Here is a 22,343-nt window from a genome sequence, read left to right as displayed (position 1 = left end):
CAGGGCATGCGAACTCACCCGCAAGCGGTACCGACGCATTCTTGACTGACCAGTCAGTTAGTTACGCGTAATGAACGACGGCGACACGGCCGACGATATTATGGACGCGACCTACCGTGCGCTGTGTACGCACGGCTACGCGGATCTGACGATGCAGGACATCGCCGACGAGTCGGACAAGAGCAAAGCTGCCCTCCATTACCACTACGACAGTAAACACGACCTCCTCTGTGCGTTCCTCGAATACCTCTATGACGGGTTCGTCGACCGGATCGAAGACCCCGACGGCGAGAACCCACACGAGCGCCTGCTGGCGCTCATCGATTCCGTGCTGGACAAGCCGGACGACGGGAGCGAAGAGTTCGGGACGGCGATTCTCGAAATCCGTGCCCACGCGCCCTACGAACCCGGCTTTCGCGAGCGGCTCACCAAATTCGACGACTACCTCGTCGACGAACTCGAAGTGATCCTCGAAGACGGTATCACTGGCGGGACGTTCAAATCCGACCTCGACGCCGAGGAGACCGCCCAGTTCATCGTCACCGTCCTGACCGGGGCTGCGACCGAGCGTGTCACGACCGGTCGCCCGGTCGAGTGTACCCGACGGATGCTCGCCGAGTACGTCGAGACGCATCTCCTGGACGGACAGCAGGAGGTCACAGCGTGAGCGTCCGGCAGAAACTGGGCCGTCTGGGTGCGCGGCTCGGGAACCTGTTCAAGGGGCAAGAGGAACTGAACCTGACCAGCGGCGACATCGGCAAGCCGCTGCTGTTCCTTTCTTTCCCCATCGTCATCACGAACCTGCTACAGGTGGCGTACAACCTCGCGGATACGTTCTGGCTGGGGCAGTACTCCACGACGGCGCTTGCGGCCATCTCATTTGCCTTCCCGATGATCTTCCTGCTCATCTCGCTTGGAATGGGACTGTCAGTGGCAGGCAGCGTGCTGGTCGCCCAGCACACCGGGGCCGAGGAGCATCGCGAGGCCGAGTACGCCGCCTCCCAGACTGTGACGTTCGCGCTGCTGGCCTCCGTGCTGCTCGGCGCGACCGGCTACTTCTTCGTCGAGGACTTCCTGTCACTGCTGGGTGCGTCCAGCGAGGTACTGCCGGGCGCGACGGGCTACCTGCAGGTCGTCTCGCTCGGACTGACGGCGATGTTCGGCTTCTTCGTGTTCATCTCGCTGATGCGCGGGGCCGGCGACACCATCACGCCGATGCTCGTGATGTTCGGGACTGTCGTGCTGAACATCGTCATCGACCCGTTCCTCATCTTCGGCTGGTGGGTGTTCCCCGAGATGGGCGTCGTCGGCGCGGCCGTCGCGACCATCTTCTCGCGTGCCGTAGCGCTGGTCGTCGGCATCGGTATCCTGCTGTCGGGCAGGCGCGGCGTGCGGATTCACCTCAGTGATATGGCCCCCGACCTGGAGTACCTCCGGAAACTGCTCAGGCTGGGCATCCCGGCCTCCGTCGAAGGCACCGGGCGCGCCGTGTCAGTCAACGCCATGCTGTTCATCGTCGGGACGTTCTCCGTGACCGTGGTCGCGGCCTTCGGCGTCGGCATCCGCGTGTTCTCGCTGGTGTTCATGCCCGCCATCGCGATGGACCGCGGCGTCGAAACGATGACCGGCCAGAACCTCGGTGCCGAGCGGCCTGACCGCGCGGCGACGGCCAACCACTTCGCCGCAAAAGTATCGTTTGCCATCCTCTCTGTGCTGGGTGTGGTCACGATCTTCGCCGCACCGGCCGTCGTCAGCGTGTTCAGCGACGACCCCGAGGTCGTCCGCATCGGGGCCGAGTTCCTCCAGTGGGTCGCCCCGACCTTCGGCTTCATCGGCGTCGTCCGGGCCTACTCCGGCGGGTTCCGCGGGGCCGGTAAGACGCTCACCGCAGCGGCGCTGGCGGTTACCATGCTGGGAATCATCCGCCTGCCGGTCGCCTGGGTCGCATCCCGCCCAGTTGCGGTCCCGGCGTGGCTCGGCCCGCAGGTCGTCGACCTCTTCGCGTACTCGCTGGCCGAACAGGGCATCTGGCTGGCCTTCGCCGTCTCGAACGTCCTCGCGGCCGGCCTCGCCGCGGCCTGGTTCCTCCGCGGGACGTGGCGCGAGGCCGACCCCCGGGCCGGCAGCGAACCGGCCATTGCAGACGACTGATGGCACAATCGAGACAACCGCAAAACGTTCTAAAATCGCGTTTCAGCGCCGTTCGGCCCGCTCGAAGCGCTCATCCGTGAGGTACACGTCGCCGTCCCGAACCGTGACCTCGATACTGTCGAGGGCGTCGCCGGCGCAGGGGCCGTGCGTGCAGACGCCGTCGTCGCGTTCGAACTGCGCGCCGTGCTTGTGACACACCAGACGGTCGCCCCGCACAATCGCGCCCCGGCCCGGGTCGAGCGGGACTTCGGGCTGGTGGGGACAGGAGTTGCGCCAGGCGGCGACGGCGTCGCCCGAGCGGTGCAGGATGCAGTTGACGCCGCGCCGGCCGTCGCGCGCCTCGAACACGAGCGTGCTGTCGGTCGGCACCGAGTCGAGTTCGGCGATGCAGCGCGGGTCGTCGTTGCCGTCGGGCGACTGCTCGTCGTCGCCCCCAGCCGCCTGCCCATCGTCTCCAGTGCCGGAAAAACTGAATCGGACGGTTGCGTCGCCGGCTTCGACCTCGCCACCGTCGTCGTGGATACGGACCGATTCCGACTCGTCGTCGGTGTCAACGGTCACGTCCACGGGGTCGCTCATAGCAATGGGTCAGCGGCTGACACACATAGCGATGTCGAAGTCGGTCGCAACGTGCCGGTTGCAAAACTGAGTTATGTCAGCCCCTCGGAAGGTCGGTATGGACCGAGACGACGTTTCCGTCGAAGTGGAGGTCGAGGTAGCGGTAGATACAGCGGAACTGGAAGCCGAAGTCGAAGACATGGCGGAGTTCGAAGCCGAACTGGAAGGCAAGGGCGTCGAAATCGAACTTGAGGCCGAAGTCGAGTTCGCCGAACACGACGAACACGAGGAGATGGACGAGACAGAAGACGAGACGGCGGCCTCCGAAACCGGCGACGAGATGGACGAGACAGAAGGCGGCGACGAAGACCAGGAGTAGTCGCGGGCAGCAACGGACGTGGGGCAGGGCACCCCCAGGAGCGCGGGTGAACTGCTGTCAAATCACAGGTGCGTATCGGCCTCAGCAGTGAATCTCGGCAGCGCTGTGACCGATAGAATTCGGTCTATGTTCATCGATATCAGCTGTCGCGACTGATTCACGATGTCACTACGGCCTGACCCGTGACTTCCTGTCAGAATACGCACTGAAACTTTTTTCTCAGAGTACTTACTAATTAGCGGTGGCTACGAACAGGCACACGATGCACGACACGCCACACGTTATCGGTATCAGCGGAAGCCTCCGCGACGACAGCGGAACCAGAATCGCCGTCCAGCGCGCCCTCGACGCGGCAGTGGGGGATGGTGCAACGATCGAGCACATCGACCTCCGGGAGTGGGACCTCCCGCTGTTCGACCCCGACGCGGGTGAGGCCGACTCCGGTGACGGTCCGGAACTCGCCGCCCGTGTCCGCGAGGCCGACGCCCTGGTCCTCGGAACTCCCGTGTATCACGGCACCATCGCCTCACCACTGAAGACGGCGCTTGACTACTGCAGTATTGACGACGTCGAAGGGGCGACCGTCGGTATCCTCGCAGTGGCCGGCGGCGGGTTCCCCACGCCGACGCTACAGCATCTTCGCGCCTCTGTACTGGAGTTGAAGGGCTGGCCGCTTCCGCAAGCCGTTGCCATCCCCGAATCGTGGGCCGCCTTCGAGGACGGACACATCGCCGACGAAGACATCGCAGCGCGCGTCGAGGAACTGGGCTCAAACGTCGTCGCGTACACGGGTGTTGCGGACCGACGCGAAGAAACAGAACAGTCGGAACTGGCGACCGGCGACTGATACTGTTGACTGTCCCTTCGTGAAGACAGTCGCCAGCTCGGGGTGGCAATATTCGTCAGGGGAGTACAGCCAACAGTATGACTCACTCGAACCAGTCGACGAAACTGCCCTCCAGCAGCGTCTCCTCCTGATGGCGGATGTAGGTGGCCTGCATCCCCCAGATCGCTTCGGCCAGCGGGACGTTCTCCTCGACGCGGCGGCGGACGTAGTCGTGTTTCCAGCGCGCGGGCGTGAGCCGGCGGTCGACGCGCTCGCGTAGCGGCCGGATGTACCCATGGGCTTCCTCCGCCGAGAGGCCGCGCTGTTCGAGGCCCTCGCGTGCGTGCTCGAACAGTTCGCCGTATATCTCCTCGGTGCTGGTCGTCGTTGCCCCGTCAGCGGTGATCCACTCGATTTTCGCCCGGAGGCCGCTCCGAGCGGCGGCGTAGAAGTTCCGCTTCGCCGTCTCCCAGTCCAGCGACCGGATGGGGTGTTCGAGCTGTGGCAGGCTCTCCATCAGGCCGGCGAAAACGGCCGCGAACCCGATTGCGTCGTCGACGGTCGGCTGTGCGGCCAGCGGGCGGAACTCGATGCGGGCGTTGGCCGCCGACCGCGTCGGCCCCTCGAACACCGGCCTGACCCATCGCCAGTACGAGCCGTGCTTGTGCCGGAAGTGAACGAAGTCGTCGTCGAAGCGGGTCCCCGACTGCAGGTCGACCGGGACGATAGTGTCGTCAGCGACGATGTCGTCGATAGCCTCCTCGACGGAGTCGAAATCCGGCGGGAAGCAGACTTTCGGTGGCGTCGAGTCGCCGTCGGGCGGATTGAGGACCGACTCGAAGACGCCGATGCGGTTCTCCATGTTCGCCCCGGCGACGATTTCGGGGTCGGGCGCGTCGTCGTAGAGGTCCGGCGGGAAAAACGGCGAGTTGACGCCGAGTGCCAGCAGCGGCGCGGCGATGCGGAGCGCGTAGGTGAAATACTCCGGCAGGTCCGGGGCGTGGGGAATCTGGTAGTGGGGTTGAATCGAGGTGATGAGCGACTCCGGCATCACCGTCTCGGCCTGTAGCGAGACGTGTGGCGCATCGATCTCGAACGCCGAGGGGTAGTCGGTGTTGGCCATCGTGTGATAGCGGACGGAGTCCGACATGTTCGTCCCGATGCGGACGCCGCTCTGTTCGACGCAGTCACAGAGGTACTCCCGGGCCGTCTCGCCGGCGGGCGGAACGGTCCACATGCCATCAGAGACGAGGCGGATACCCTCGTTGCGTACCCGTTGCTGGGCCGGCATCAGCGACGCCTTCAGTTCGTTGCGCTGGGCCGCCAGCCCGTGGGTGTTCAGCGGCTGCGGACTCGTCTGCATCTCGGCGTTGTGCAGGCCGAGTTCCTTTTCGAACCCGATGAGTTCGAGCAACTGACGCGGGACCCGCTGGAGCGCGTCGGTCTGCTCATCGACGGCATACAGCTCCAGCTCCATGCCGACGATCGCCTCCGAGTTGTCGAAGGTCCCGCTCCGGACCGCGGATTTGAGCGCTTCGGCTTCCTCGCGGGCCCGTTCGTTGAACGACTCGCTGTCCGCTGCAAGCACCTCGGCCACCCGGTCTGCCAGTTCCGAAGCCGACATAACTCCGGGTTTGCAGTCACGGGTGTTAAGCGTGCCCCAGACAGTACGGGAGAAGCGAGAGCAGGGGTTCCACACACGACACCGACTTGCCAGCATCGGTCCCAACTCAGCGAGAGAACGGTAGTCACGCACTCACAGCAACTCGCCGACGTCGCTCACCCCCGACCTCGCCGAGAGAGCAGATCACACATCCTCACAGCAGCTCGCCGATGTCGCTCACTCCCGACCTCGCCGAGAAAGCAAATCACACATCCTCACAGCAGCTCGCCGATGTCGCTCATCGTCTCCCCTAACGGGTCCCGTTCCGCAGTTGTGAGCGCCCCCTCCACCGCATCGCGGGCCGCGGGCAACGGCTCGTGCGTTTCGATGTACACCGCCAGGGCAAACTCCTGTTCAGTTACGTCAGCGAGTGCGATGGCATCGCTGCGAGAGAGGTCCCCGGCGAGCCAATCGGCGATTATCTCACGGCCCTGTGGGCCGACCGGTGACACTTGCTCACCGACGAGATGGAGCGTCTTGGCGGCCATCACAGGCGCAACACCGGCGGCGCGGCCCGCATCGCCGACGCTCTTGCCGGCTGCGTAGGCCTCGACGACGGTCGCCGCTGTCGCCGCCGAGCACGGGAGGTCGTCGGCCACCGGGGCCAATCGCTCCGGGAGCGGGGCGTCCGTCTCGTCGACGGCAGCGACGCCGCGATCACGCTGGTGGGTCGTGACCTCGACACCGGCAGCGATATCCGACAGCGTCATTGAAATTTCATTCTTTGTGCCGGAATTTAATGCTGTCGGTATCCCGATAGGCGCGGGTGTCGAACCCGATAACTACCTACCGGTTACCGGTCGGCAGTTGCATCGAAAACCGCCCGGAAACCCGTCTTTGCATCGGTTTTTTAACCCCTCGCCCAGCCGTAGGTGGGAACATGAGCACGACGGTAACGCAATGTCCGGAGTGTAACGGGTCGGTCAAACAGCAGGGTGTCGAGTCGGTCTGTGGCAGCTGTGGACTGGTCGTCGGCGAGGACGCCATCGACCCCGGACCGGAGTGGCGGTCGTTCGACGATGACGACACTGACCGGGCACGCACAGGCGCGCCATTGACACGGTCGCGTCACGACCGCGGCCTCTCGACGAAAATCGGCCGGTCGACACGGCTGAAAGGGCGCAAGCGCCGTCAGTTCGCCCGCCTCCGCCGCGAGCACAACCGCGCACAGATCAGCTCGAAACGCGAGCGAAACAAGGTGTACGCCTTCACCGAGATCCGGCGTATCATCAGTTCGATGTCGCTCTCGGACGCGATCCGGGACCGGGCCTGCGTGCTGTTCGAATCCGCACAGAACGAGGACCTGCTTCAGGGGCGAACGCTGGAAGGATTCGCGGCCGCAGCTATCTATGCCACCTGCCGGACTGAAGGGGTCGCCCGAACCGTCGACGAGCTCTGTACCGTCGCCAAGGCGACTCAGTCGGAGCTTCGCGCGGCCTACGACGCTCTGAACAGGGAGCTCGGGCTGCCAACCGGTCCGATTGACCCACGCGAGTACGTCCCTCGGTTCGCGACGACACTGGACCTGCCGACGGCGGTCCGCCAGCGTGCGGAACGGCTCGTCGACGAGGCACAGGACCGTGGGCTGGTCAGCGGCCGCAATCCGGCCGGCGTCGCGGCGGCGTGTCTCTACACCGCGGCCCAGGAACGGGACGTGGCGCTCACGCAGGCCGAGGCGGCGGAGACGGCGGACGTGACGCCGGTCACGCTACGGGGAACCTACACCGAGCTACAGGAATAGACGGCATCAGCGAGCGATTCAATCGAGCGCCGAGCCGACGTGTCCGGCGCTGTTTCTCGAAGCGGCTGTCCATGGGCCTGTGCCGTCGCTAGCGGCTCGCTCTCCGGGACAGCGACGGTCGGTGCACCGAACCGGTCCGTGACGGCCTCGGTCGCGGGGTTCGGACCGGCACGGTTGAGGACGACCCGACAGAGTCCGGCGTCGAGTTCACGGGCCAGCGCTCGGACCCGGAAGGCGTCAGCGAGCGCCGCGCCCTCCGGCGTCGTGACGAGTATCGCGGCGTCGGCGGCTGCGAGGGGCAGACCCACGTCGGCGTGCAGGCCGGCTGGCGAGTCTACGATGACCCAGCGATAGGTCCGCTCCAGCGCGGCGAATACGTCCGTGAGGCCTTGCAAGTCGGCGCTTCGAGCGCCGGCCAGCGTCCGCCCGCAGGGAACGAGGGTCACGGGGCCGGTCTCACGGACAGCCTCGTGCGGGTCGGCGCGGTCAGCGAGAACGTCGTGCAGGTCGGGGCCGTGACTGGACGGGAGGTCCGCCATCCCGAGGTCGCCGTCGACGACGACGCTCCCAGCGTTCGCGTTCGAGCGCGAGTCCCTGCTGTTAGGCCGTTCGAGCGCGCTGAGTTCCGCCGCGAGATTGTACGCGATAGTGGACTTGCCGACGCCGCCCTTGCCGCCGGTGACTGCCAAGATCATGCCAGGCGCGACAGCGTCTCGGTCGGCACTGTGGCGGCCGCCCGTCGGTCGGCGAGCCGTTCGGCCCGCCGGGCCAACGCACGGAGCATCTGCTCGTCAGTATCGCCGCGTGTCGTGACCGTCCGGACGCCGGACAGGCCGTCCGCCGCGCGAACCGCAGCTGTCGCCGCCGACAGCGAGTCCGCCTCGGCCAGCCGCTCTGCGCGGTCGACGCGTCGAGCAACGGTTTCGAGCCACTGCGAGACAGCGTCGGGGAGCTGCTGGTCCGGTCGCAGGCCCATCGGCGTCCCCGACTCGGCTGGCGATTTGACGGTCGCTCGCTGCGGGTCCATCTCCTGTTCGACTGTGGATTCATTCGACCGCCGACTCGCGGCTTCGGCCGCCTGCGATGGCTCGCCTGCAGGCACAGCATCAACAGGCGGCGACGGGTCGCCCAGTTCCCTGAGGACGGCATCTGCGGAGTCGAGTCGCTCGTCCGCCGGGGTCGTATCGGACGTCGGCTCGGCACGCACCAGATCTGCCGGCTGGTCAGATAGTGGGGCCGGCGTCGCGTAACCGAGCGCGTGCGTTCCCGGGCCGACGATGCCCTCGAAGCCGTCCTCGGTCCAGCCGGCCTCTGGAACGCCCTGCTTTCTCGGCGGCCAGAGAGGGCCATCGAGACAGTTCCGAACAGTGATTCGAGTCGGTTCGGTAACGTCGCCGACGGTCGCCGTGACGAGCGTCACGCCGTCAACTCGCTCGGCGCGACAGTCGAAGGTAACCATAGGGGTGGTGGTCCGGCCTTCCGATTTAAAAGTCAGCAGCGGACGACAGGGGCGTCGAGACAGTCCGACGCAGCCGTCGGTGACCTGAACCGATCCGTTCCGAGGACGACCGGTGCGGGCGTCCGGGCGACCCGGAGTACGGCCAGCGCGGCCGTTACTGGGTCGGCGTCGAACGGGCTGTCCGGGACCGGCCCCGGAACGGCTTCGATGGCCCGAGCGAACGCATCGGCGCATCGGTCGACGAGGGTCGCCCGGGCACTCCGTCGGAGATTCGCCAGTTCGTCAGCAAGCCGTCGCTGCTCCTCCAGCGTATCCCGGTAGGCGCGTGCCCGCTCCCGGCGGAGTTCGCGGGTCTCTCTGGCGGCAGCCCGTCGGGTCTCCCGTTCGCTCAGTTCTGTCGCCGCGTCCCGGAGGTCAGCCTGTACCGCCCCGTCGTCCGCCCCGACCGCCTGCCGAGCGGTGAGACGGCCGCGGTGGGTCGCGACCGCTTCCTGCAAGCCGTCGATGGTCGACTCCGAAACCGGCTCGACAGGGTCCGGCAGATCCGGCGGCGAACATTCGAGCTCGGCCAGCTGGGCGCGGCACTCCGCGATAGCGTCGTCCTGCGGGGTCTCGTGTCCCCGTGACTGAGCGGCGGCCGCGAGCGCGGTCCGCGTTCGGAGTCCCATCGACGGGTGGACGTATCCGGCGTAGGCGTACACGGCCGGTGGTTCCGGGCAGGAAAGGGCCGGAAAGCACCGCCGCCCACGGATACTCGCGGCGATGATTCGACCGTCGACGCCTCGCGCTCGGAGGTCGACGACAGCGCCCGCGTAAGTGGTTCCAGCGACGCGGAGCTTCACAGGTCGACGCCTCGGAGTTGGTCCGGGTCCGGGAGGTCACGCCCCGACGCGAACCGCTCGTAGGGCGTCGCCGGTTCCTCGCGTGCTTCGTACCGTTTGGCCGCCTCGCGGACGTGCTTCGGGACGTCTGTCGGCTCGAACGGTTCGACGTGTTCGATCTGTATGTCGAGGTCGTGTTTCTCGTGGAGCCGGAGCGCCTGGAAGGCCCCGAACTCGGTTCCGGAGAACAGCGCTGCTCTCCCGAACTGCCGAACGACACAGTCTTCGTGGGCACGACAGACGTTCCGCAGGTCTGTGCGTGCCGCCCGGGAGTACGTGACGACGAGTAGCACTGGGTAGACATTACTATTATTACTATAAAATTTTACTGAATTGAATGTGGTTTAAATTGAATATATATGACGACTGGCCAGAAAGATAGCGGCGGCAGTCGGACTCCGGAGTCGACACTGTGGACAGCAGATGGAGACATCGACAGTACCCGCGGTGCTAGAGAACGTCCTACTCGACGACTGTAACGGTAAATTCGCCGGCGTCCGCGACGAGGTCTTGCACCCGTTCGCGGGCTGCTGTCTCGGATGGCGCGAGGACGACGAGGCCGTCCACGGCGGCCTCACCGCTTGCCCGGTAGGCCTGCAAGTCCCCCTCGAACTCAGTCGCGTAGGTCCGGAGCGTCCCGCGAACGTCCTGTTCGAGGTCACTGAGTGACTTCGACCCTGTCTCGAACTCGGCCAGCGCCTCCTCGATGTTGCGGAGTGCGGAAATGCGGTCCATATCAGGTCGTCCGGAGGTGGTCCGTCCGGGGCTCGTACACCTCACCTTTCTGTTTCAGCTTGTCGATCTCGTGTTCGGCCTTCGACTCGTCGATGCCGACCTCCTCGGCGCGTTCGATGACCACGTCGGCGGGTGCGCCCTCGTCGTACTCGTCTTCGATGTCCGAAATGATGCCTTTGATGTTCTGGATGCGGTCGCGCTGGGTCTTTGACTGGCCGGTCTCGACCACATCGGCGTCGAACTCGCCGGTCTCGGGGTCGACGCCGATCTCCTTCAGGCAGTAGTGGGCGATGTCGACCGCTCGGTCGGCGTCGGCTTCGTCGACGGTGTCAGAGAGGCGTATACGTGCAGAGGCCTCGGCCAATCGGACCAGCGCCTCCAGTTTCCGGGCGGTGACGGGCACCGGCGCGTCCTCGTCCTGTCCCTTCATCCGTAGGTCGACGTAGAAGTCCTCGATACGGCTCTTTGCCTCCTCGGTCATCGTCGGGAAGCAGTTGCGCTTCGCGTAGGCGACGTACTTCCGGAGGAGGTCCGGTTCGATTGTCGGCGCGACCTCCTCGGTGACGGTCCCGACCTCCTCCTCGCTGAAATTCGAAGTGGGGTTTTCCGTCCGGTGCGTGTGGAGTTCGCCGGCGTAGTTGGTCTGGATGATGTGCTCGGCGAGGTTCCGGTCTTTCTCCTCGTCGGGCTTGTCCGTCACGGTGAAGATGAGGTCGAACCGGGAGATGAGCGCCGGTTCGAGGTCGATCTGCTCCCCGATGGGTTCGTACTGGTCGAAGCGGCCGTACTTGGGGTTGGCCGCGCCCAGCAGCGAACAGCGGGATTTGAGTGTCGCGTTGATTCCAGCCTTCGAGACGCTGATACGCTGCTGTTCCAGCGCTTCGTGCATCGCGGAGCGGTCTTCCGGAGACATCTTATCGAGTTCGTCGATAGCGGCGATGCCCTGGTCTGCGAGCACGAGCGCGCCCGCTTCCAGCGTCCACTGCTGGCCGTCGCCGAAGTCGTCGCGCACGGCGGCCGCAGTGAGCCCCGCGCTCGACGACCCTTTGCCGGAGGTGTAGACAGAGCGTGGTGCGATATTCTCGATATATGACAGCATCTGTGAGTTATGCGAGACCACGCCGTTAGTGAGATAGTTGTGTGTTCCCTCGATTTCGAGGTCGTAGACCCACTTTTCGTCGTGTTCGATAGGTTCTATCGATTCGATCCGGTCCCATGCCATATCGCCTTCGACGAATGCAGTGAGTGAATCCAGGTCTTGACGGAGTGACCCCGTTCCGCCGCCGTCGCTACGCGCAGTGTCGCTGATAGGTGTGTCATTGTTCATCTCAGCCAACCGTGCCTGGAACGCATCGAGAACCGATTCGAGACTGTCACGGCTTGGGTTTCGGCGTCCCCGCTCGTAGTGTTGATACGTCGAACGCGGGAGGCCGCACTCGGATTGCGTCAGTCCAAGTGCTTCCCGGATGCGACGGAGTTCCGGACCCAGATTGGGGACAATATCAAGGTTCGTATTTCCGTGGGTTCCCTCGAACTGCCGGCACGCTTCGGTCTTTCGCGCTGTGATGAATCCGATTTGTTCGGCGTAGTCGTGGAAGGAGTTTCCGGAGATTCGAAGCCGGTAGCTACCGTTGTTCCGGGGTTGGAGTTGTGCCGTGATTCCTTGTGTGACGAGCAGAGTTCGAACATCTTCCAGCAGCGGTTTACTCATCGAAGCAACAGTAATCTCCCGCTGTGATGTCGAAACGTGTCCCTCTCCCTCGATATAGCCTCGAATAAATCCGGTGACAACGTTGTCGCTGGCTCGCATGATATCTTGCGGAACGCGTCTCTCCGCCGAGGACTGGAGCAACGTTTCGTCCAGAGATGCGAGGAAGCTCACGAACTCGCCGGCAGAACACAACAGTTCGCGGGTGGTCTTCCCCTCGTGTGAACTCCGTTCCGTAACGTTGAGGTTCAGTGTCTCCAGAACAGATTTCGCGTCATCGAGAACTTCGCGGTCGTTATTGGTTATCGAAACATACCCCGTGTTATCCGGACGTTGCTCGACGTACCCCTCGGCAACAATATAACCGATCAGACGGGCCAGTTCGGGTGTCCACTGCGGTGGAAGGTCAAGGTCGATTCTGTTGTGGGCCTGTGATTGTCGGAACGTGACATCCAGTTCGTTACGGGCATTTGTGGAAACCTTCCGTGGAACGGCAACGTGTGTCCCGCTCTCTAATTCCTCGGCTTTCCTGGCCTGAAACCGCCCGTTAGATTGGACGAACAGTGGATGTGACGGTGTTACATCGAGTTCACGACCGGTCGCGGTTCGTATCCGATACAGTGTTTCCGGTGCCTTGCGCTTCCAAACCTTGGTCGCGTTTTGCGTGGCTACTGTTCCATCGGATTGGAGTGACGGGACATCGAAATCAACAGTGTCCCACACGCCGTCGTCGACTGGTTTGGGATCATCTAAGTTCGATTCAACGACCTCTCGTATCGGCCGTTCGTGGCCGTCTGCGAGAGTTACTCGCGTGTCACCGTGGACGCATTTCCCCGTCCCCGGATCTCCTATCAGCAACATATGGAGATCTCCACGTATCCGAGATCCGTCAGGAAGCTCTTTGGTCACGCCCGAGAAGAGCTGGAGCATCATCGCGAGCTTCTCTTTTTCGTAGCCGTAGATAGAGGGGGCGATGGCCCCGACCATCTTGTCGTAGATGTCAGCTTCGTTGGAGAGTTCGACGATCTCCTTCTTGTCGGCGTCGGTGATCTCCATGTCCTCGAACTGCTCGTCCTCGATTTCGACGCTGACGCCCTCCATGTAGATGTCGAACATCGGGGACTTCTCGTTGTCGTTGCCCCGCTGGTCGAGCTTGAGGATGCCGGTCACGCGGACGTGATCGCCCGCAGTGACGTGGCCTGTGATGTCGTCCTCGATGTTGATGTCGATGGACTGGGGTGTCTCCCCGCCACGCAGGCCTTCGGGGGACTCCTGCACGCGGAGCTTCTGGGCGTCGATGAACTGGGACTGGTCGGTGTTGAGCCGGAACGGCCCCTGTCGTTCACAGCCCTGGCAGTCGTGGGGTTCCTGGAAGTCGCCGGCGGTCTGGGGGATGCGCGTGAGCGTCCCACAGCGCTGGCACTCGAAAGCCGCCTCGATGACCTTCGGGCGCACGTCGGTCGCTTTCCGGATGATGCCCCTGACGGCGACGAGGTTGCCGTGGTGTTCGTGGCGCAGGTCGCGGATGTCCTCCGACTCGGGGAGGTTCCGGACGCGGACGTGGGCCTGTCCGAGCGACACGTCCACCGGCAGGTCGTACAGTCGCAGGGCCTCCTCGGCGTACTCCTGAATCTGCTCGGGCTTGGTGCGGTAGTCGTCGGCCAGGTCCGGATCGAAGCGATAGAGATCGTCCCAGTCGATATACAGCGATTTCTGGTCGTTCGGATATTTCTGGGCGAGCTCACCGATCTCGTTGCGGTAGTAGTTGCGGTAGAACTCCTCGAAGCGGTCGATGAGTTCGGTGTTCTCGGCGGTCGCCATTTGAGTGGACAGTGGTTATGCCCACTGGCCTAAGAAGGTTCGCAAACCGGGGTGGAACTGAAATGAGGCGGCATTGGGGTACTATTAGTATCAGTGCCGAGAATTGGGACCAGTAGTTTTTGCTGGTATACCTGATTCACTCAGAGTAGAATAACCGTGCGCGATCAAAAAATCACAAGGCGTCGGCTCCTCGCCAGCGGCAGCGCGGCCGCGACCGCAACGCTCGCCGGCTGTGCAGGCCGCTTCGGGGATTTCGGAGGGAGCGGAGACGAGGACACCGGCGACAGCCAGCAAGCGACGGAAAGCGACATCGGCGTGAGCGATGCGGCGGCGACTGTCGGAATGGTGTACGCACTGGGCGGGCTGGATGACCGCTCGTTCAACGATGCGGCGAACCGCGGCATTCAGCGCGCGCGGCTCGATGATGGGGTCGAATACACGAACCACGAGCCAAACAGCGTCGCCGGCTTCGCCGAGGTACAGGCCGAACTGGCGAGTTCGACGAACCCACCATACGACCTGATCTGCTGTATCGGATTCCTGCAGGCCGAGGGGCTGTCTGAGACTGCACCGGAGTACACAGACCAGCAATTCATGATCGTCGACTCTGTCGTAGAGGCCGACAACGTGGCGAGTTACGTGTTCCGCGAACACGAGGGATCGTTCCAGGCCGGGAACCTCGCTGGGCTGCTCACGACCAGAGATATCGACCTCGGGGCAGGCTCGACGAACCCGGACGAGACGACCGTCGGATTCGTCGGCGGCCTCGACCAGCCCCTCATCCACAAGTTCGAGGCCGGCTTCAGAGCCGGCGTCGAGTACGCCAACACGGACGTCGATGTCCTCACGGAGTATCTCGGGAATTTCGACGACGTGCAGGGCGCCCGCGACATCGCAGCCGGGATGTACGACGATGGGGCGGACATCGTCTACCACGCAGCGGGTGGCGCAGGTGTCGGCATCTTCCAGGCCGCACAGGCCAGTGGCCGGTACGCAATCGGTGTTGACTCGGACCAGTCCCGCAGTAATCCCCGGTACGCGGACGTCGTGCTCGCGAGCATGGTCAAGCGGGTGAACGTAGCCGTCTACGACGCTGCGACGGCGACGGTCACGGACAGCCTTCCCGCTGGTGAGGTGGTCTCTCTCGGGCTGGATAGTGACGGCGTCGGCGTCGTCTATGGCACCTCCCTCGAACCGGCAATTCCCGACGATGTCAGGGAGGCGCTGTCGACGTCGCGGGAGCAGGTCGCCGCCGGCGACATCGACGTACCCACTGAGCGCTCCAACACGGGTGGTGCCTGATGGCGGGCGGTCCGCTCGACGGACTGGCGAGCGCGCTTGATCGGGTCGCTCCCGAGTTTGTCCGGCAGCGGTTCGCTGCGAAGTTCGCTGTTGCGTTCCTTGCCGTGTTGCTCGTCATCGCGGGCGCTGGCGCGTTCACCTTCCAGGCGACATCCACAGCCGTCGAACGCCAGACGACCGGACAGCTCGCCGAGACCAGCCAGCTGGAGGGGGGCTCTATCGGCTCGTGGGTCGAACAGCAACGCACGCACACGCGCTCCGTCTCACAGGGCGAACCGCTCCGGAGCGACCGGCGCGCCGCGGCGTACATCCTGTTGCAGGACCAGCTACTGCCCGACGATGTTGTCAGTATGCACCTCGTAAACGATACTCGTGGCGAAGTGGTCGCCAGCACGGAACTCCCGCTGGAGGGGCGGTCGCTATCCGAACTTGACGCGCCGTGGACGGCCGCCGAAGTGCCGGAAGGACCCGGGAACAACAGTCAGGTGTGGTCGAGTAGTCGGTCGTACCGCTCACCGGTCCTCAACGACGAGCCCGTGATGGCGTTCGCTAGCTCGGTCCCGAAGCGCGACGGCTCGTACCTCGTCGTCGTCACGCGCATCCAGAGCCAGGTCGACCGGCTCAGCGATGCCAATTCCACGAAGGAAACCACGATTCTGAACACTAACGACGAGACGGTGTTGAACATCGACCGCGAGTTCGATGCCGACACCCATAGTGAGAGCCTCGCGGCGATCCGCGACGCGAACGGCACTGCAGCACCGGTGACAGCGGTTGCCGATGGTCGCGTGTACGCGTTCGCGCCCGTCCCGACCACCAACTGGGTCACTGTTACGAGCCTGGACACGGCCCAGGCGTTCAGTGTCCGGGATACGGTCGGTCAGACGGTCGGACTGCTTGTCCTGCTGGCACTCGTTTCGTTGTCGGCTGTCGGCCTCGTGCTCGGGAAACGCACGGTCGACCCCCTGAAGAAGCTACGAGACCGTGCCGAACGCATCGAGGCCGGCGACTTCGATGTCGACCTCTCAACGAACCGCGCCGACGAAATCGGCCGCCTCTACGGCACCTTCGACGACATGCGGATTTCCCTCCAGAACCGCATTCAAGAAGCGGAGGATGCGGTCGAGGAAGCGAAGACAGCGCGGGCGGAAGCCGAAGAGCTCCGCACTGAAGCGGAGGATGCACGGGCAGAGGCAGAGGAAGCGAGCCAGCGTCTTCAGGAGCGCGCCACCGAGTACAGCGCGGTGATGCAGGAGATCGCTGACGGTGACCTCACGAAGCGACTCGACGAGGACGCTGAGGAGACAGCGATGCGAGAGGTTGCAGTGGAGTTCAACGCGATGCTCGACGGCCTCGAAGCCACCGTCAGCGAGGTCGCGGCGTTCGCCGACGAGGTCGCGAATGCCACAATCGAGGTCGCAACCGGGGCCGAGGAAATCGAGACGACGAGCCAGACCGTCAGTGACCGCATACAGGAGATCGCCGACGGCGCTATCAGACAGCACGACGACCTCGAGGAGGCCGCCGCCGAGATGGACCAGCTATCGGCGAGCATCGAGGAAGTCGCAGCGTCGTCGACGACGGTCGCAGAGACGGCCAGAGAAGCCGTCGACCGTGGCGAAGCGGGCCGGGAAGCCGCCGAGTCGGCCATCGACGACATGGCGGAAATCGAGTCCCGCTCGGCAGACGCGGTCGACCAGATTCTCGCGCTACAGGAGCGGATGGACGACATCGGCGAGATCGTCGACTTCATCTCGGATATCGCCGAGCAGACGAATATGCTCGCCCTGAACGCCAACATCGAGGCCGCCCGTGCCGACAAGGACGGCGAGGGCTTCGCCGTTGTCGCCGACGAGGTCAAGAACCTCGCGGAGGAGACGAAACAGGCGGCCGCAGAGATAGAGGCCGAAATCGCGGCCGTGCAGACGGAGACCGACGAGACTGTCACGGACATCCGCGCGACCAGCGACCACATCGACACCGGTGTCGAGACTGTCCGCGAGGCTGCCGACGCCATCGAGGATACCGTCGAGGCAATCGAGGACGCCAACGACGGGATTCAGGAGATTGCGGATGCCACCGAAGACCAGGCCGACGCGACACAGAGCGTCGTCCACCGCGTCGATGGGGTTTCCGAGATCAGCCAGAACGTGACAGAGGACGCCGAGCAGGTATCGGCGGCCGCCGAGGAGCAGTCCGCGTCCGTTGCTGAAATCGCCCAGAGCGCGGACGAACTCCGCGACCGCGCCGACTCGCTGGCCGCGACTGTCGATCAGTTCGACACCAGTGGCGGGGGAGACGACCACGGCGATGCCGACGGTGCCAGCGAGGAGCGCACTACGCGTTCCACCCCCGACGGGACTGGCGACTAGCGCGGCGTGCCATCGCTACGGCTTCTTTTCGCGGTATCGCTCGGGTATTCGCTGTGAGCATGTCGGCGGAAGCCGGAACGCGAGTACGACTACGAAGAACGATGACTGCGAGGGACGATCAGAACGAGTATCTGAAGGAACGACAGTAGAAGCGGCAAAAGGGCCACTTCGAGTGTGGTAGGGATGGGATCGCCCAGATTTGAACTAGGGGCGCGGGCACCCAAGGCCCGAAGGTTACCAAGCTACCCCACGATCCCGCATCAACATCTCGACCGGACAGCGAGTAAAGGGTTTCGTTGCGAGGCCGCTGTGTCACGCGGGAGCGAGGCCCCAGAAGTACGCGATGCCGAGCGTGGTCACGACGGCGAAGACGGCCTGTAGCGGCGCTCCGACGCGGAGGTAGTCAGTGAAGCGGTATCCACCGGGACCGTAGACGAGGAGGTTCGTCTGGTACCCGACCGGCGTCATAAAGGCCGTCGAGGCGGCGAAGGTGACGGCGAGGACGAACGCGAAGGCGTTGGCATTCAGTTGCTGGGCCGTTTCGATAGCGACCGGAATCATCAGCACAACGGAGGCGTTGTTCGAGATGATGTTCGTCAACAGCGCCGTGACGAGATACATCAGCCCGAGGACGACGGCGAGGCCGCCCCCGGCGGTGAGGACGCTGCCGGCACCCATGACGAACAGCTCCGCGAGCAGGTCAGCGCCGCCGGTCTCCTGCAGGGCGACACCCAGCGGGATGACGCCGGCAAGCAGGAAGACGACGTCCCACTGGACGGCGTCGTACAGTTCCGACGGGCGGAGACAGCCGGTGAGGACCATCGCGAGCGCGCCGCCCAGCGCTGAGATGACGATGTGAATCGGAGTCAACGCGGCAACGCCGACGACGGCGGCGACGATGCCGACCGCGACGGGAATCTTCGACCGGCGGAAGTCCGGCCGTTCGACCTCCTGGGCGACGATGAAGTCGTTGTTGCGGTTGAGGCGGTCGATGCTGTCGGGGGTGGCCTGCACCAGCAGCGTATCGCCGATGCGGAGTTTGACGTGGTCCATCCGCTGGCGGTACAGCTCCTGGCCGTGGCGAAGTGCCAGCACGGTTGCGTCGTAGCGCTGGCGGAAGCTCGTGGAGACGAGCGTCTCACCGATGAGCGAGGAGCCGGGAGCGACGACGACCTCGACGAGGTTCTTTCGCTCGTTTGCGGCCTCCAGTTCTGCCTCACCGACCTCGACTTCGGGAATCACGTCCAGCCCTTCGACGTCGAGGAGGTCGACGAGCGTGTCCCGGCCCGTCCGAATCGCGAAGACGTCGCCGGCCCGAATCGTTTTCTGGCCGAAGGGTTCGAGGAACGTTCGTTTCTCGCGGACCAGCTGGACGATGTCCACGTCGAACTCAGATACCCTGAGGGCCTCCTCGACGGTCTGACCGATGAGCGGGGAGTCCTCGCGGACGACGACCTCGGTGAGGTACTCACCCATCTCGAACTCCTCGGTGAGGTCCTCCTCGGCTGGGATACGCGACGGGACCAGATAGCGACCGACGGTGAGCAGGTAGATCGTCCCGACGATGGTCACAATGATGCCGAGCTGGGTGAACTCGAACATGCTGAACGGGCGGCCGAGCAGTTCCGCCGAGAGCTGCGAGGCGAGGATGTTCGTCGAGGTGCCGATGAGGGTCAGCATCCCGCCGAACATCGAGGCGTAGGACAGCGGCAGCAGCAGTTTCGACGGCGAGAGCTTGCCCTTGTGCGCGATGTCGGTGACCATCGGCAGGAGGATGGCGACGGCGGCGGTGTTGTTGATGAACCCGGAGATAGGCGCGACCAGCCCGACGGTCGCACTGAGCTGTCTCGTTTCGCTGTCCCCGGTCAGCGAGGCGATTTTCGCGCCGAGAATCTGGACGATGCCGGTCCGCTGGACGCCGTCGGAGAGGATGAACATCGCCAGCACCGTTATGGTCGCCGTCGAGGCGAAGCCAGAGAGCCCGCGGTCCAGCGGCGAAATCCCGTCACCGGCCTGGTGTAACACGTACACCGGCTCGGCAAGCAACCCGAGGTCGGTCGCGAGCACCGTCACCGGTTCGGCCAGCATCAGCGCGACCATGACGGCGATAGCAGTCACGTCGACTGGCAGCGCCTCCGTCGCAAACAGCACCAGCGCAGCGACGATAACCGCGAAGACGAACAACATCCCCGGTGTGACAGGTGGCAGCGACACGTCTGGCCCCTGCGCCGCCAGTGACAAAAGCATGGGTCGTTTGCGTACGGGGGCGTCCGCTCACACCCTGCCCCGGCGGCCGACGTTTATCCCTGTCCGGGCCGAATAGATCACAATGAGCCTTTTCAACGATCTCGGTCGGAAAGTCGAGGAGCTGAAACAGGAGGTCGGGAACGCGTCCGACGACGAAGCCACCCACCGGTGTATCGAGTGTGATACGCTCCTCTACACGGACCACGACGAGTGTCCCGAATGCGGGAGCACGTCAGTCATACCCATCTCTGACTAGCAACAGCGAGAAACCGCCTGGCCGGTGTCGCGTCGCTCACCGCGTCGGCCCGTCACGACCCAGGTCTTCGAGCAGGGCGTCGTAGCTCCGGCCGAACACCGCCTGTTTTCTGAGCGAGGTTATCGCGACCTCGAAGACGGGGATGGCGAACTGCCCGCCCGGTCCGCCGACGACGACGGCCGCTTCGTGGTCCGTCTCGTCGGTCCACTTGCCGTCGAGTTGCCGGACGAGTACTTCGCCGAAGTAGCCGCCGAGTTCCCGCACGACACTGGTGAACGCGCGGTCGTCGAAGGAGTCGTCGCTCCCGAACGTCGTCTCGGCGAATCGCTCGTCGTCCCACTCCGCGTCGACCAGATCGTCGAGTCGCGAAAGCGAGGCCGGCGAGAAATCGAGGTCGTGCTCGCCCCAGAAGTCGGCGAACTCGACGGCGGTGTCGGCGTGGTCCGCCCGGACCGTGCCGGGTTCCCACGAGCGGGCCATCGAGCCAGCGGTCGAGTCGCTGCCGGTGGAAGCAGGCTGCTCACGTTCGTCAGCGGCCGCCGTATCAGGCGTCTCGTCAGCGGTTGCGTCCTGTGACGGTGCAGTCTCAGTGGCATCAGACGCCTCGACATCCCCGACAGGAGCCGATGTGTCGGGACGATCATCGGACTGTTCCACGGCGTCGGATTCCGCAACGGCTGCCGGCGTGTCATCGACCCCCGCGGCGTCAGCGGTGTCTGCAGGCGACTCGTCACCCGTGGTTTCGGAAACCGCCTCCGCGTCTGTAGCGACGTCTGACGACGCATCCGGCGAGATATCGGGCTTTGATTCGTCGTCTATCGATGTCCCGGCCGCTCCGTCGTCGGCTGTATCGGTCACTGCTTCGTCAGCAGATGTGTCGGTTGCTGCTCCCGCGGGCGCGTCGACAGTTCGGTCCTCGTCGCGAGTGTCGATAGCCGAGTCTTCGGGAAGTGTCTCGGCCGCCGGCGCTTCGTCCGAGGGGTCCGCTGTAGCACTGTCGGCTGTCGGTTCCGCTTCGTCGATGTACGCGGCCGCTTCGTCGGCAGTGGCCATATCAGCGGTATCATCGGCATCGGCCGTCGTCTCGACAGCATCAGTCGTGTCAGCAGTCGGTCCGTCTTCAGCGGCGTCGAAGGTCGAGTCCGATGCCGGTGTTTCGGCCGTTGGTTGCTCATCGGCAGTATCAACAGCCGACTGCTCGGCAGCGGGTTCGGTGGCCGGCTCCGCATCGCTTGAGTCGATAGTCGACCCCTCCTCGGTGGTTTTAGCGGCCGACGGCTCGCTGCCGGCATCGTCTGACGCTGACTCGGTCGTCTCGGGCTCTGCGTCCTCGCCGATGTCAGCGGTCGAACCGTCGGCGTCGTCACTGCCCCACGGTGGCTCGTTCTCTGGCTCGTCAGCGGCCTCACTGACGGCTGGTGTGGGGTCGGTGTCGTCCGGCCGGTCTTCGCCTTCCGACTCAGATTCGACCCGCCGGACGATTCGGGTCGGCTCTGTTTCGATGGCCTGGGACGAATCGGTATCAGCGGTGTCGCCGGCAGTTGCCTCACTTCGCTCATCTGTCGCCGTCGGTTCGGGCGGTCCGTCGCGTTCGTCCGCCTGTCCATCGTCGACGCGGCTAACGACCCGCGTCGGTTCGGAGACGACGCTGTCGGCGTCGGTTTCGTCCGCGTCCGGCTCTGTCAGACCGTCGTCGTCAGTACTCTGTATGCTATCCAGTTCCAGGTCGGATTCCAGACGCGTCACGACGGCCGCAAACACCGGTTTGTCGGCGAACGAGCGAGCGGCCACGTCGAACACCGCGACACCCACCTCATCGTCCGGGCCGGCGACAGCGACGCCCCATCGACCGTCTGACTGGACCCACTTGCCGTCGTACGCCCGCACGAGGAGTTCGCCGAGGTAGCTTCCGAACCGAACCGTGTTCTCGGTGTAGGTCGTCACACTCGCGGCGTCGCCGACGGTTTTGCCGTCGTAGCTCTCCTCGATAGCCGTATCGAGGCGGGCAAGCGCGTCGGGGTCGAAGGTCAGCGGGTCCGCGCCGTCGACGACGTGCTCGGCGTACTCCCGGAACGTCGTCGGGTCGAGCGTCGCTGTATCCAGAAGGTCCGGCCCATCGTCGGACGGCGGGTCGCCCCCGGCCGCCCGCTCGTCCCCGTCGGTCGACGAGTCATCGCCACCGACGGCGCGACGGATCGTATCGAACAGGCCCATGGACACCGGAAGTACGTGCCGCTACAAGAA

19 protein-coding genes and 1 tRNA gene are annotated in these 22,343 nt (G+C 64.5%); 8 read left to right on the top strand and 12 right to left on the bottom strand.

The window, feature by feature from the left end; all coding sequences use genetic code 11:
• Positions 1-70: 70 nt before the first annotated feature.
• A complete protein-coding gene (locus SG26_RS08250; protein WP_014039092.1) occupies positions 71-667 on the top strand; it encodes a TetR/AcrR family transcriptional regulator in 597 nt (198 codons plus the stop codon).
• On the top strand, positions 664-2,151 hold the full coding sequence (locus tag SG26_RS08245) for an MATE family efflux transporter (protein WP_050037322.1): 1,488 nt from the start codon (positions 664-666) through the stop codon (positions 2,149-2,151). The genes SG26_RS08250 and SG26_RS08245 overlap by 4 nt, the downstream gene beginning before the upstream one ends.
• A 42-nt stretch (positions 2,152-2,193) precedes the next feature.
• Here SG26_RS08245 and SG26_RS08240 read toward each other — a convergent pair whose 3' ends face one another.
• Positions 2,194-2,730, bottom strand: coding sequence for a Rieske (2Fe-2S) protein (locus SG26_RS08240; RefSeq protein ID WP_050037321.1), 537 nt, complete (start codon positions 2,728-2,730; stop codon positions 2,194-2,196).
• A gap of 97 nt (positions 2,731-2,827) precedes the next feature.
• Between SG26_RS08240 and SG26_RS08235 the strand changes: the two genes are divergently transcribed.
• Positions 2,828-3,088, top strand: a complete 261-nt coding sequence (locus SG26_RS08235; RefSeq protein WP_023843050.1) for a hypothetical protein — start codon at positions 2,828-2,830, stop codon at positions 3,086-3,088.
• Between the two features lie 262 nt (positions 3,089-3,350).
• On the top strand, positions 3,351-3,935 hold the full coding sequence (locus tag SG26_RS08230; protein WP_014039088.1) for an NADPH-dependent FMN reductase: 585 nt from the start codon (positions 3,351-3,353) through the stop codon (positions 3,933-3,935).
• Between the two features lie 82 nt (positions 3,936-4,017).
• Here SG26_RS08230 and SG26_RS08225 read toward each other — a convergent pair whose 3' ends face one another.
• Positions 4,018-5,538 carry a hypothetical protein gene (locus SG26_RS08225; RefSeq protein WP_014039087.1) on the bottom strand — a complete coding sequence of 507 codons (1,521 nt, stop codon included), beginning with the start codon at positions 5,536-5,538 and terminating at the stop codon, positions 4,018-4,020.
• 254 nt (positions 5,539-5,792) lie between these two features.
• Complete coding sequence (locus SG26_RS08220) at positions 5,793-6,287, bottom strand: hypothetical protein (RefSeq protein WP_014039086.1); 495 nt, start codon at positions 6,285-6,287, stop codon at positions 5,793-5,795.
• 170 nt (positions 6,288-6,457) lie between these two features.
• On the opposite strand from SG26_RS08220, the gene SG26_RS08215 reads away from it, so the two are divergent.
• The gene (locus SG26_RS08215; protein WP_050037320.1) at positions 6,458-7,318 is read left to right on the top strand and encodes a transcription initiation factor IIB family protein; all 861 of its coding nucleotides are present in this window, start codon (positions 6,458-6,460) and stop codon (positions 7,316-7,318) included.
• Here the strand turns inward: SG26_RS08215 and SG26_RS08210 are convergent.
• The 6 genes from SG26_RS08210 to SG26_RS08185 all read right to left on the bottom strand — a co-directional run bounded on the left by SG26_RS08210 (position 7,297) and on the right by SG26_RS08185 (position 13,922).
• Positions 7,297-8,013: an AAA family ATPase gene (locus SG26_RS08210; RefSeq protein ID WP_050037319.1), complete on the bottom strand. Its 717-nt coding sequence runs from the start codon at positions 8,011-8,013 to the stop codon at positions 7,297-7,299. The two genes, SG26_RS08215 and SG26_RS08210, sit on opposite strands and share 22 nt — an antisense overlap.
• Positions 8,010-8,777: a hypothetical protein gene (locus SG26_RS08205; protein WP_014039083.1), complete on the bottom strand. Its 768-nt coding sequence runs from the start codon at positions 8,775-8,777 to the stop codon at positions 8,010-8,012. The genes SG26_RS08210 and SG26_RS08205 overlap by 4 nt, the downstream gene beginning before the upstream one ends.
• Before the next feature lie 32 nt (positions 8,778-8,809).
• Complete coding sequence (locus tag SG26_RS08200) at positions 8,810-9,619, bottom strand: hypothetical protein (RefSeq protein WP_050037318.1); 810 nt, start codon at positions 9,617-9,619, stop codon at positions 8,810-8,812.
• A complete protein-coding gene (locus SG26_RS08195) occupies positions 9,616-9,951 on the bottom strand; it encodes a hypothetical protein (protein WP_008307136.1) in 336 nt (111 codons plus the stop codon). Before SG26_RS08195 ends, SG26_RS08200 begins: the two co-directional genes overlap by 4 nt.
• Before the next feature lie 169 nt (positions 9,952-10,120).
• On the bottom strand, positions 10,121-10,393 hold the full coding sequence (locus tag SG26_RS08190; RefSeq protein ID WP_014039081.1) for a hypothetical protein: 273 nt from the start codon (positions 10,391-10,393) through the stop codon (positions 10,121-10,123).
• 1 nt (position 10,394) lies between these two features.
• Positions 10,395-13,922, bottom strand: a complete 3,528-nt coding sequence (locus SG26_RS08185) for an LAGLIDADG family homing endonuclease (protein WP_014039080.1) — start codon at positions 13,920-13,922, stop codon at positions 10,395-10,397.
• A gap of 156 nt (positions 13,923-14,078) precedes the next feature.
• Here SG26_RS08185 and SG26_RS08180 point away from each other — a divergent pair, with 156 nt between their 5' ends.
• Both SG26_RS08180 and SG26_RS08175 read left to right on the top strand, forming a co-directional pair.
• Positions 14,079-15,224, top strand: a complete 1,146-nt coding sequence (locus SG26_RS08180) for a BMP family protein (RefSeq protein WP_014039079.1) — start codon at positions 14,079-14,081, stop codon at positions 15,222-15,224.
• Positions 15,224-17,596: a methyl-accepting chemotaxis protein gene (locus SG26_RS08175; protein ID WP_050037317.1), complete on the top strand. Its 2,373-nt coding sequence runs from the start codon at positions 15,224-15,226 to the stop codon at positions 17,594-17,596. The genes SG26_RS08180 and SG26_RS08175 overlap by 1 nt, the downstream gene beginning before the upstream one ends.
• A 184-nt stretch (positions 17,597-17,780) precedes the next feature.
• Here SG26_RS08175 and SG26_RS08170 read toward each other — a convergent pair.
• Together SG26_RS08170 and SG26_RS08165 are read right to left on the bottom strand one after the other, a co-directional pair.
• Positions 17,781-17,853: transfer RNA gene (locus tag SG26_RS08170), tRNA-Pro, on the bottom strand.
• Positions 17,854-17,908: 55 nt separating this feature from the next.
• A complete protein-coding gene (locus SG26_RS08165; protein ID WP_014039077.1) occupies positions 17,909-19,783 on the bottom strand; it encodes an SLC13 family permease in 1,875 nt (624 codons plus the stop codon).
• A 142-nt stretch (positions 19,784-19,925) separates the two neighbouring features.
• On the opposite strand from SG26_RS08165, the gene SG26_RS21550 reads away from it, so the two are divergent.
• Positions 19,926-20,099, top strand: a complete 174-nt coding sequence (locus SG26_RS21550; RefSeq protein WP_014039076.1) for a hypothetical protein — start codon at positions 19,926-19,928, stop codon at positions 20,097-20,099.
• A gap of 36 nt (positions 20,100-20,135) precedes the next feature.
• On the opposite strand, the gene SG26_RS08160 is transcribed toward SG26_RS21550, so the two are convergent.
• A complete protein-coding gene (locus SG26_RS08160) occupies positions 20,136-22,313 on the bottom strand; it encodes a hypothetical protein (protein ID WP_050037316.1) in 2,178 nt (725 codons plus the stop codon).
• Positions 22,314-22,343: the final 30 nt, after the last annotated feature.

The sequence above is a fragment of the Haloarcula sp. CBA1115 genome (assembly GCF_000827835.1).
GTDB lineage: Archaea > Halobacteriota > Halobacteria > Halobacteriales > Haloarculaceae > Haloarcula > Haloarcula hispanica.
Note: the sequence above shows the minus strand (reverse complement) of the source record. Positions and strands in the feature narration are given on the sequence as shown.

Bases quoted from the DNA above. Each gene is read 5' to 3' on its own strand.
- SG26_RS08250 (WP_014039092.1), top strand. From the start codon at position 71: ATGAACGACGGCGACACGGCCGACGATATTATGGACGCGACCTACCGT.
- SG26_RS08240 (WP_050037321.1), bottom strand. From the start codon at position 2,730: ATGAGCGACCCCGTGGACGTGACCGTTGACACCGACGACGAGTCGGAA.
- SG26_RS08235 (WP_023843050.1), top strand. From the start codon at position 2,828: ATGGACCGAGACGACGTTTCCGTCGAAGTGGAGGTCGAGGTAGCGGTA.
- SG26_RS08230 (WP_014039088.1), top strand. From the start codon at position 3,351: ATGCACGACACGCCACACGTTATCGGTATCAGCGGAAGCCTCCGCGAC.
- SG26_RS08225 (WP_014039087.1), bottom strand. From the start codon at position 5,538: ATGTCGGCTTCGGAACTGGCAGACCGGGTGGCCGAGGTGCTTGCAGCG.
- SG26_RS08220 (WP_014039086.1), bottom strand. From the start codon at position 6,287: ATGACGCTGTCGGATATCGCTGCCGGTGTCGAGGTCACGACCCACCAG.
- SG26_RS08215 (WP_050037320.1), top strand. From the start codon at position 6,458: ATGAGCACGACGGTAACGCAATGTCCGGAGTGTAACGGGTCGGTCAAA.
- SG26_RS08210 (WP_050037319.1), bottom strand. From the start codon at position 8,013: ATGATCTTGGCAGTCACCGGCGGCAAGGGCGGCGTCGGCAAGTCCACT.
- SG26_RS08205 (WP_014039083.1), bottom strand. From the start codon at position 8,777: ATGGTTACCTTCGACTGTCGCGCCGAGCGAGTTGACGGCGTGACGCTC.
- SG26_RS08190 (WP_014039081.1), bottom strand. From the start codon at position 10,393: ATGGACCGCATTTCCGCACTCCGCAACATCGAGGAGGCGCTGGCCGAG.
- SG26_RS08185 (WP_014039080.1), bottom strand. From the start codon at position 13,922: ATGGCGACCGCCGAGAACACCGAACTCATCGACCGCTTCGAGGAGTTC.
- SG26_RS08175 (WP_050037317.1), top strand. From the start codon at position 15,224: ATGGCGGGCGGTCCGCTCGACGGACTGGCGAGCGCGCTTGATCGGGTC.
- SG26_RS08165 (WP_014039077.1), bottom strand. From the start codon at position 19,783: ATGTTGTTCGTCTTCGCGGTTATCGTCGCTGCGCTGGTGCTGTTTGCG.
- SG26_RS21550 (WP_014039076.1), top strand. From the start codon at position 19,926: ATGAGCCTTTTCAACGATCTCGGTCGGAAAGTCGAGGAGCTGAAACAG.
- SG26_RS08160 (WP_050037316.1), bottom strand. From the start codon at position 22,313: ATGGGCCTGTTCGATACGATCCGTCGCGCCGTCGGTGGCGATGACTCG.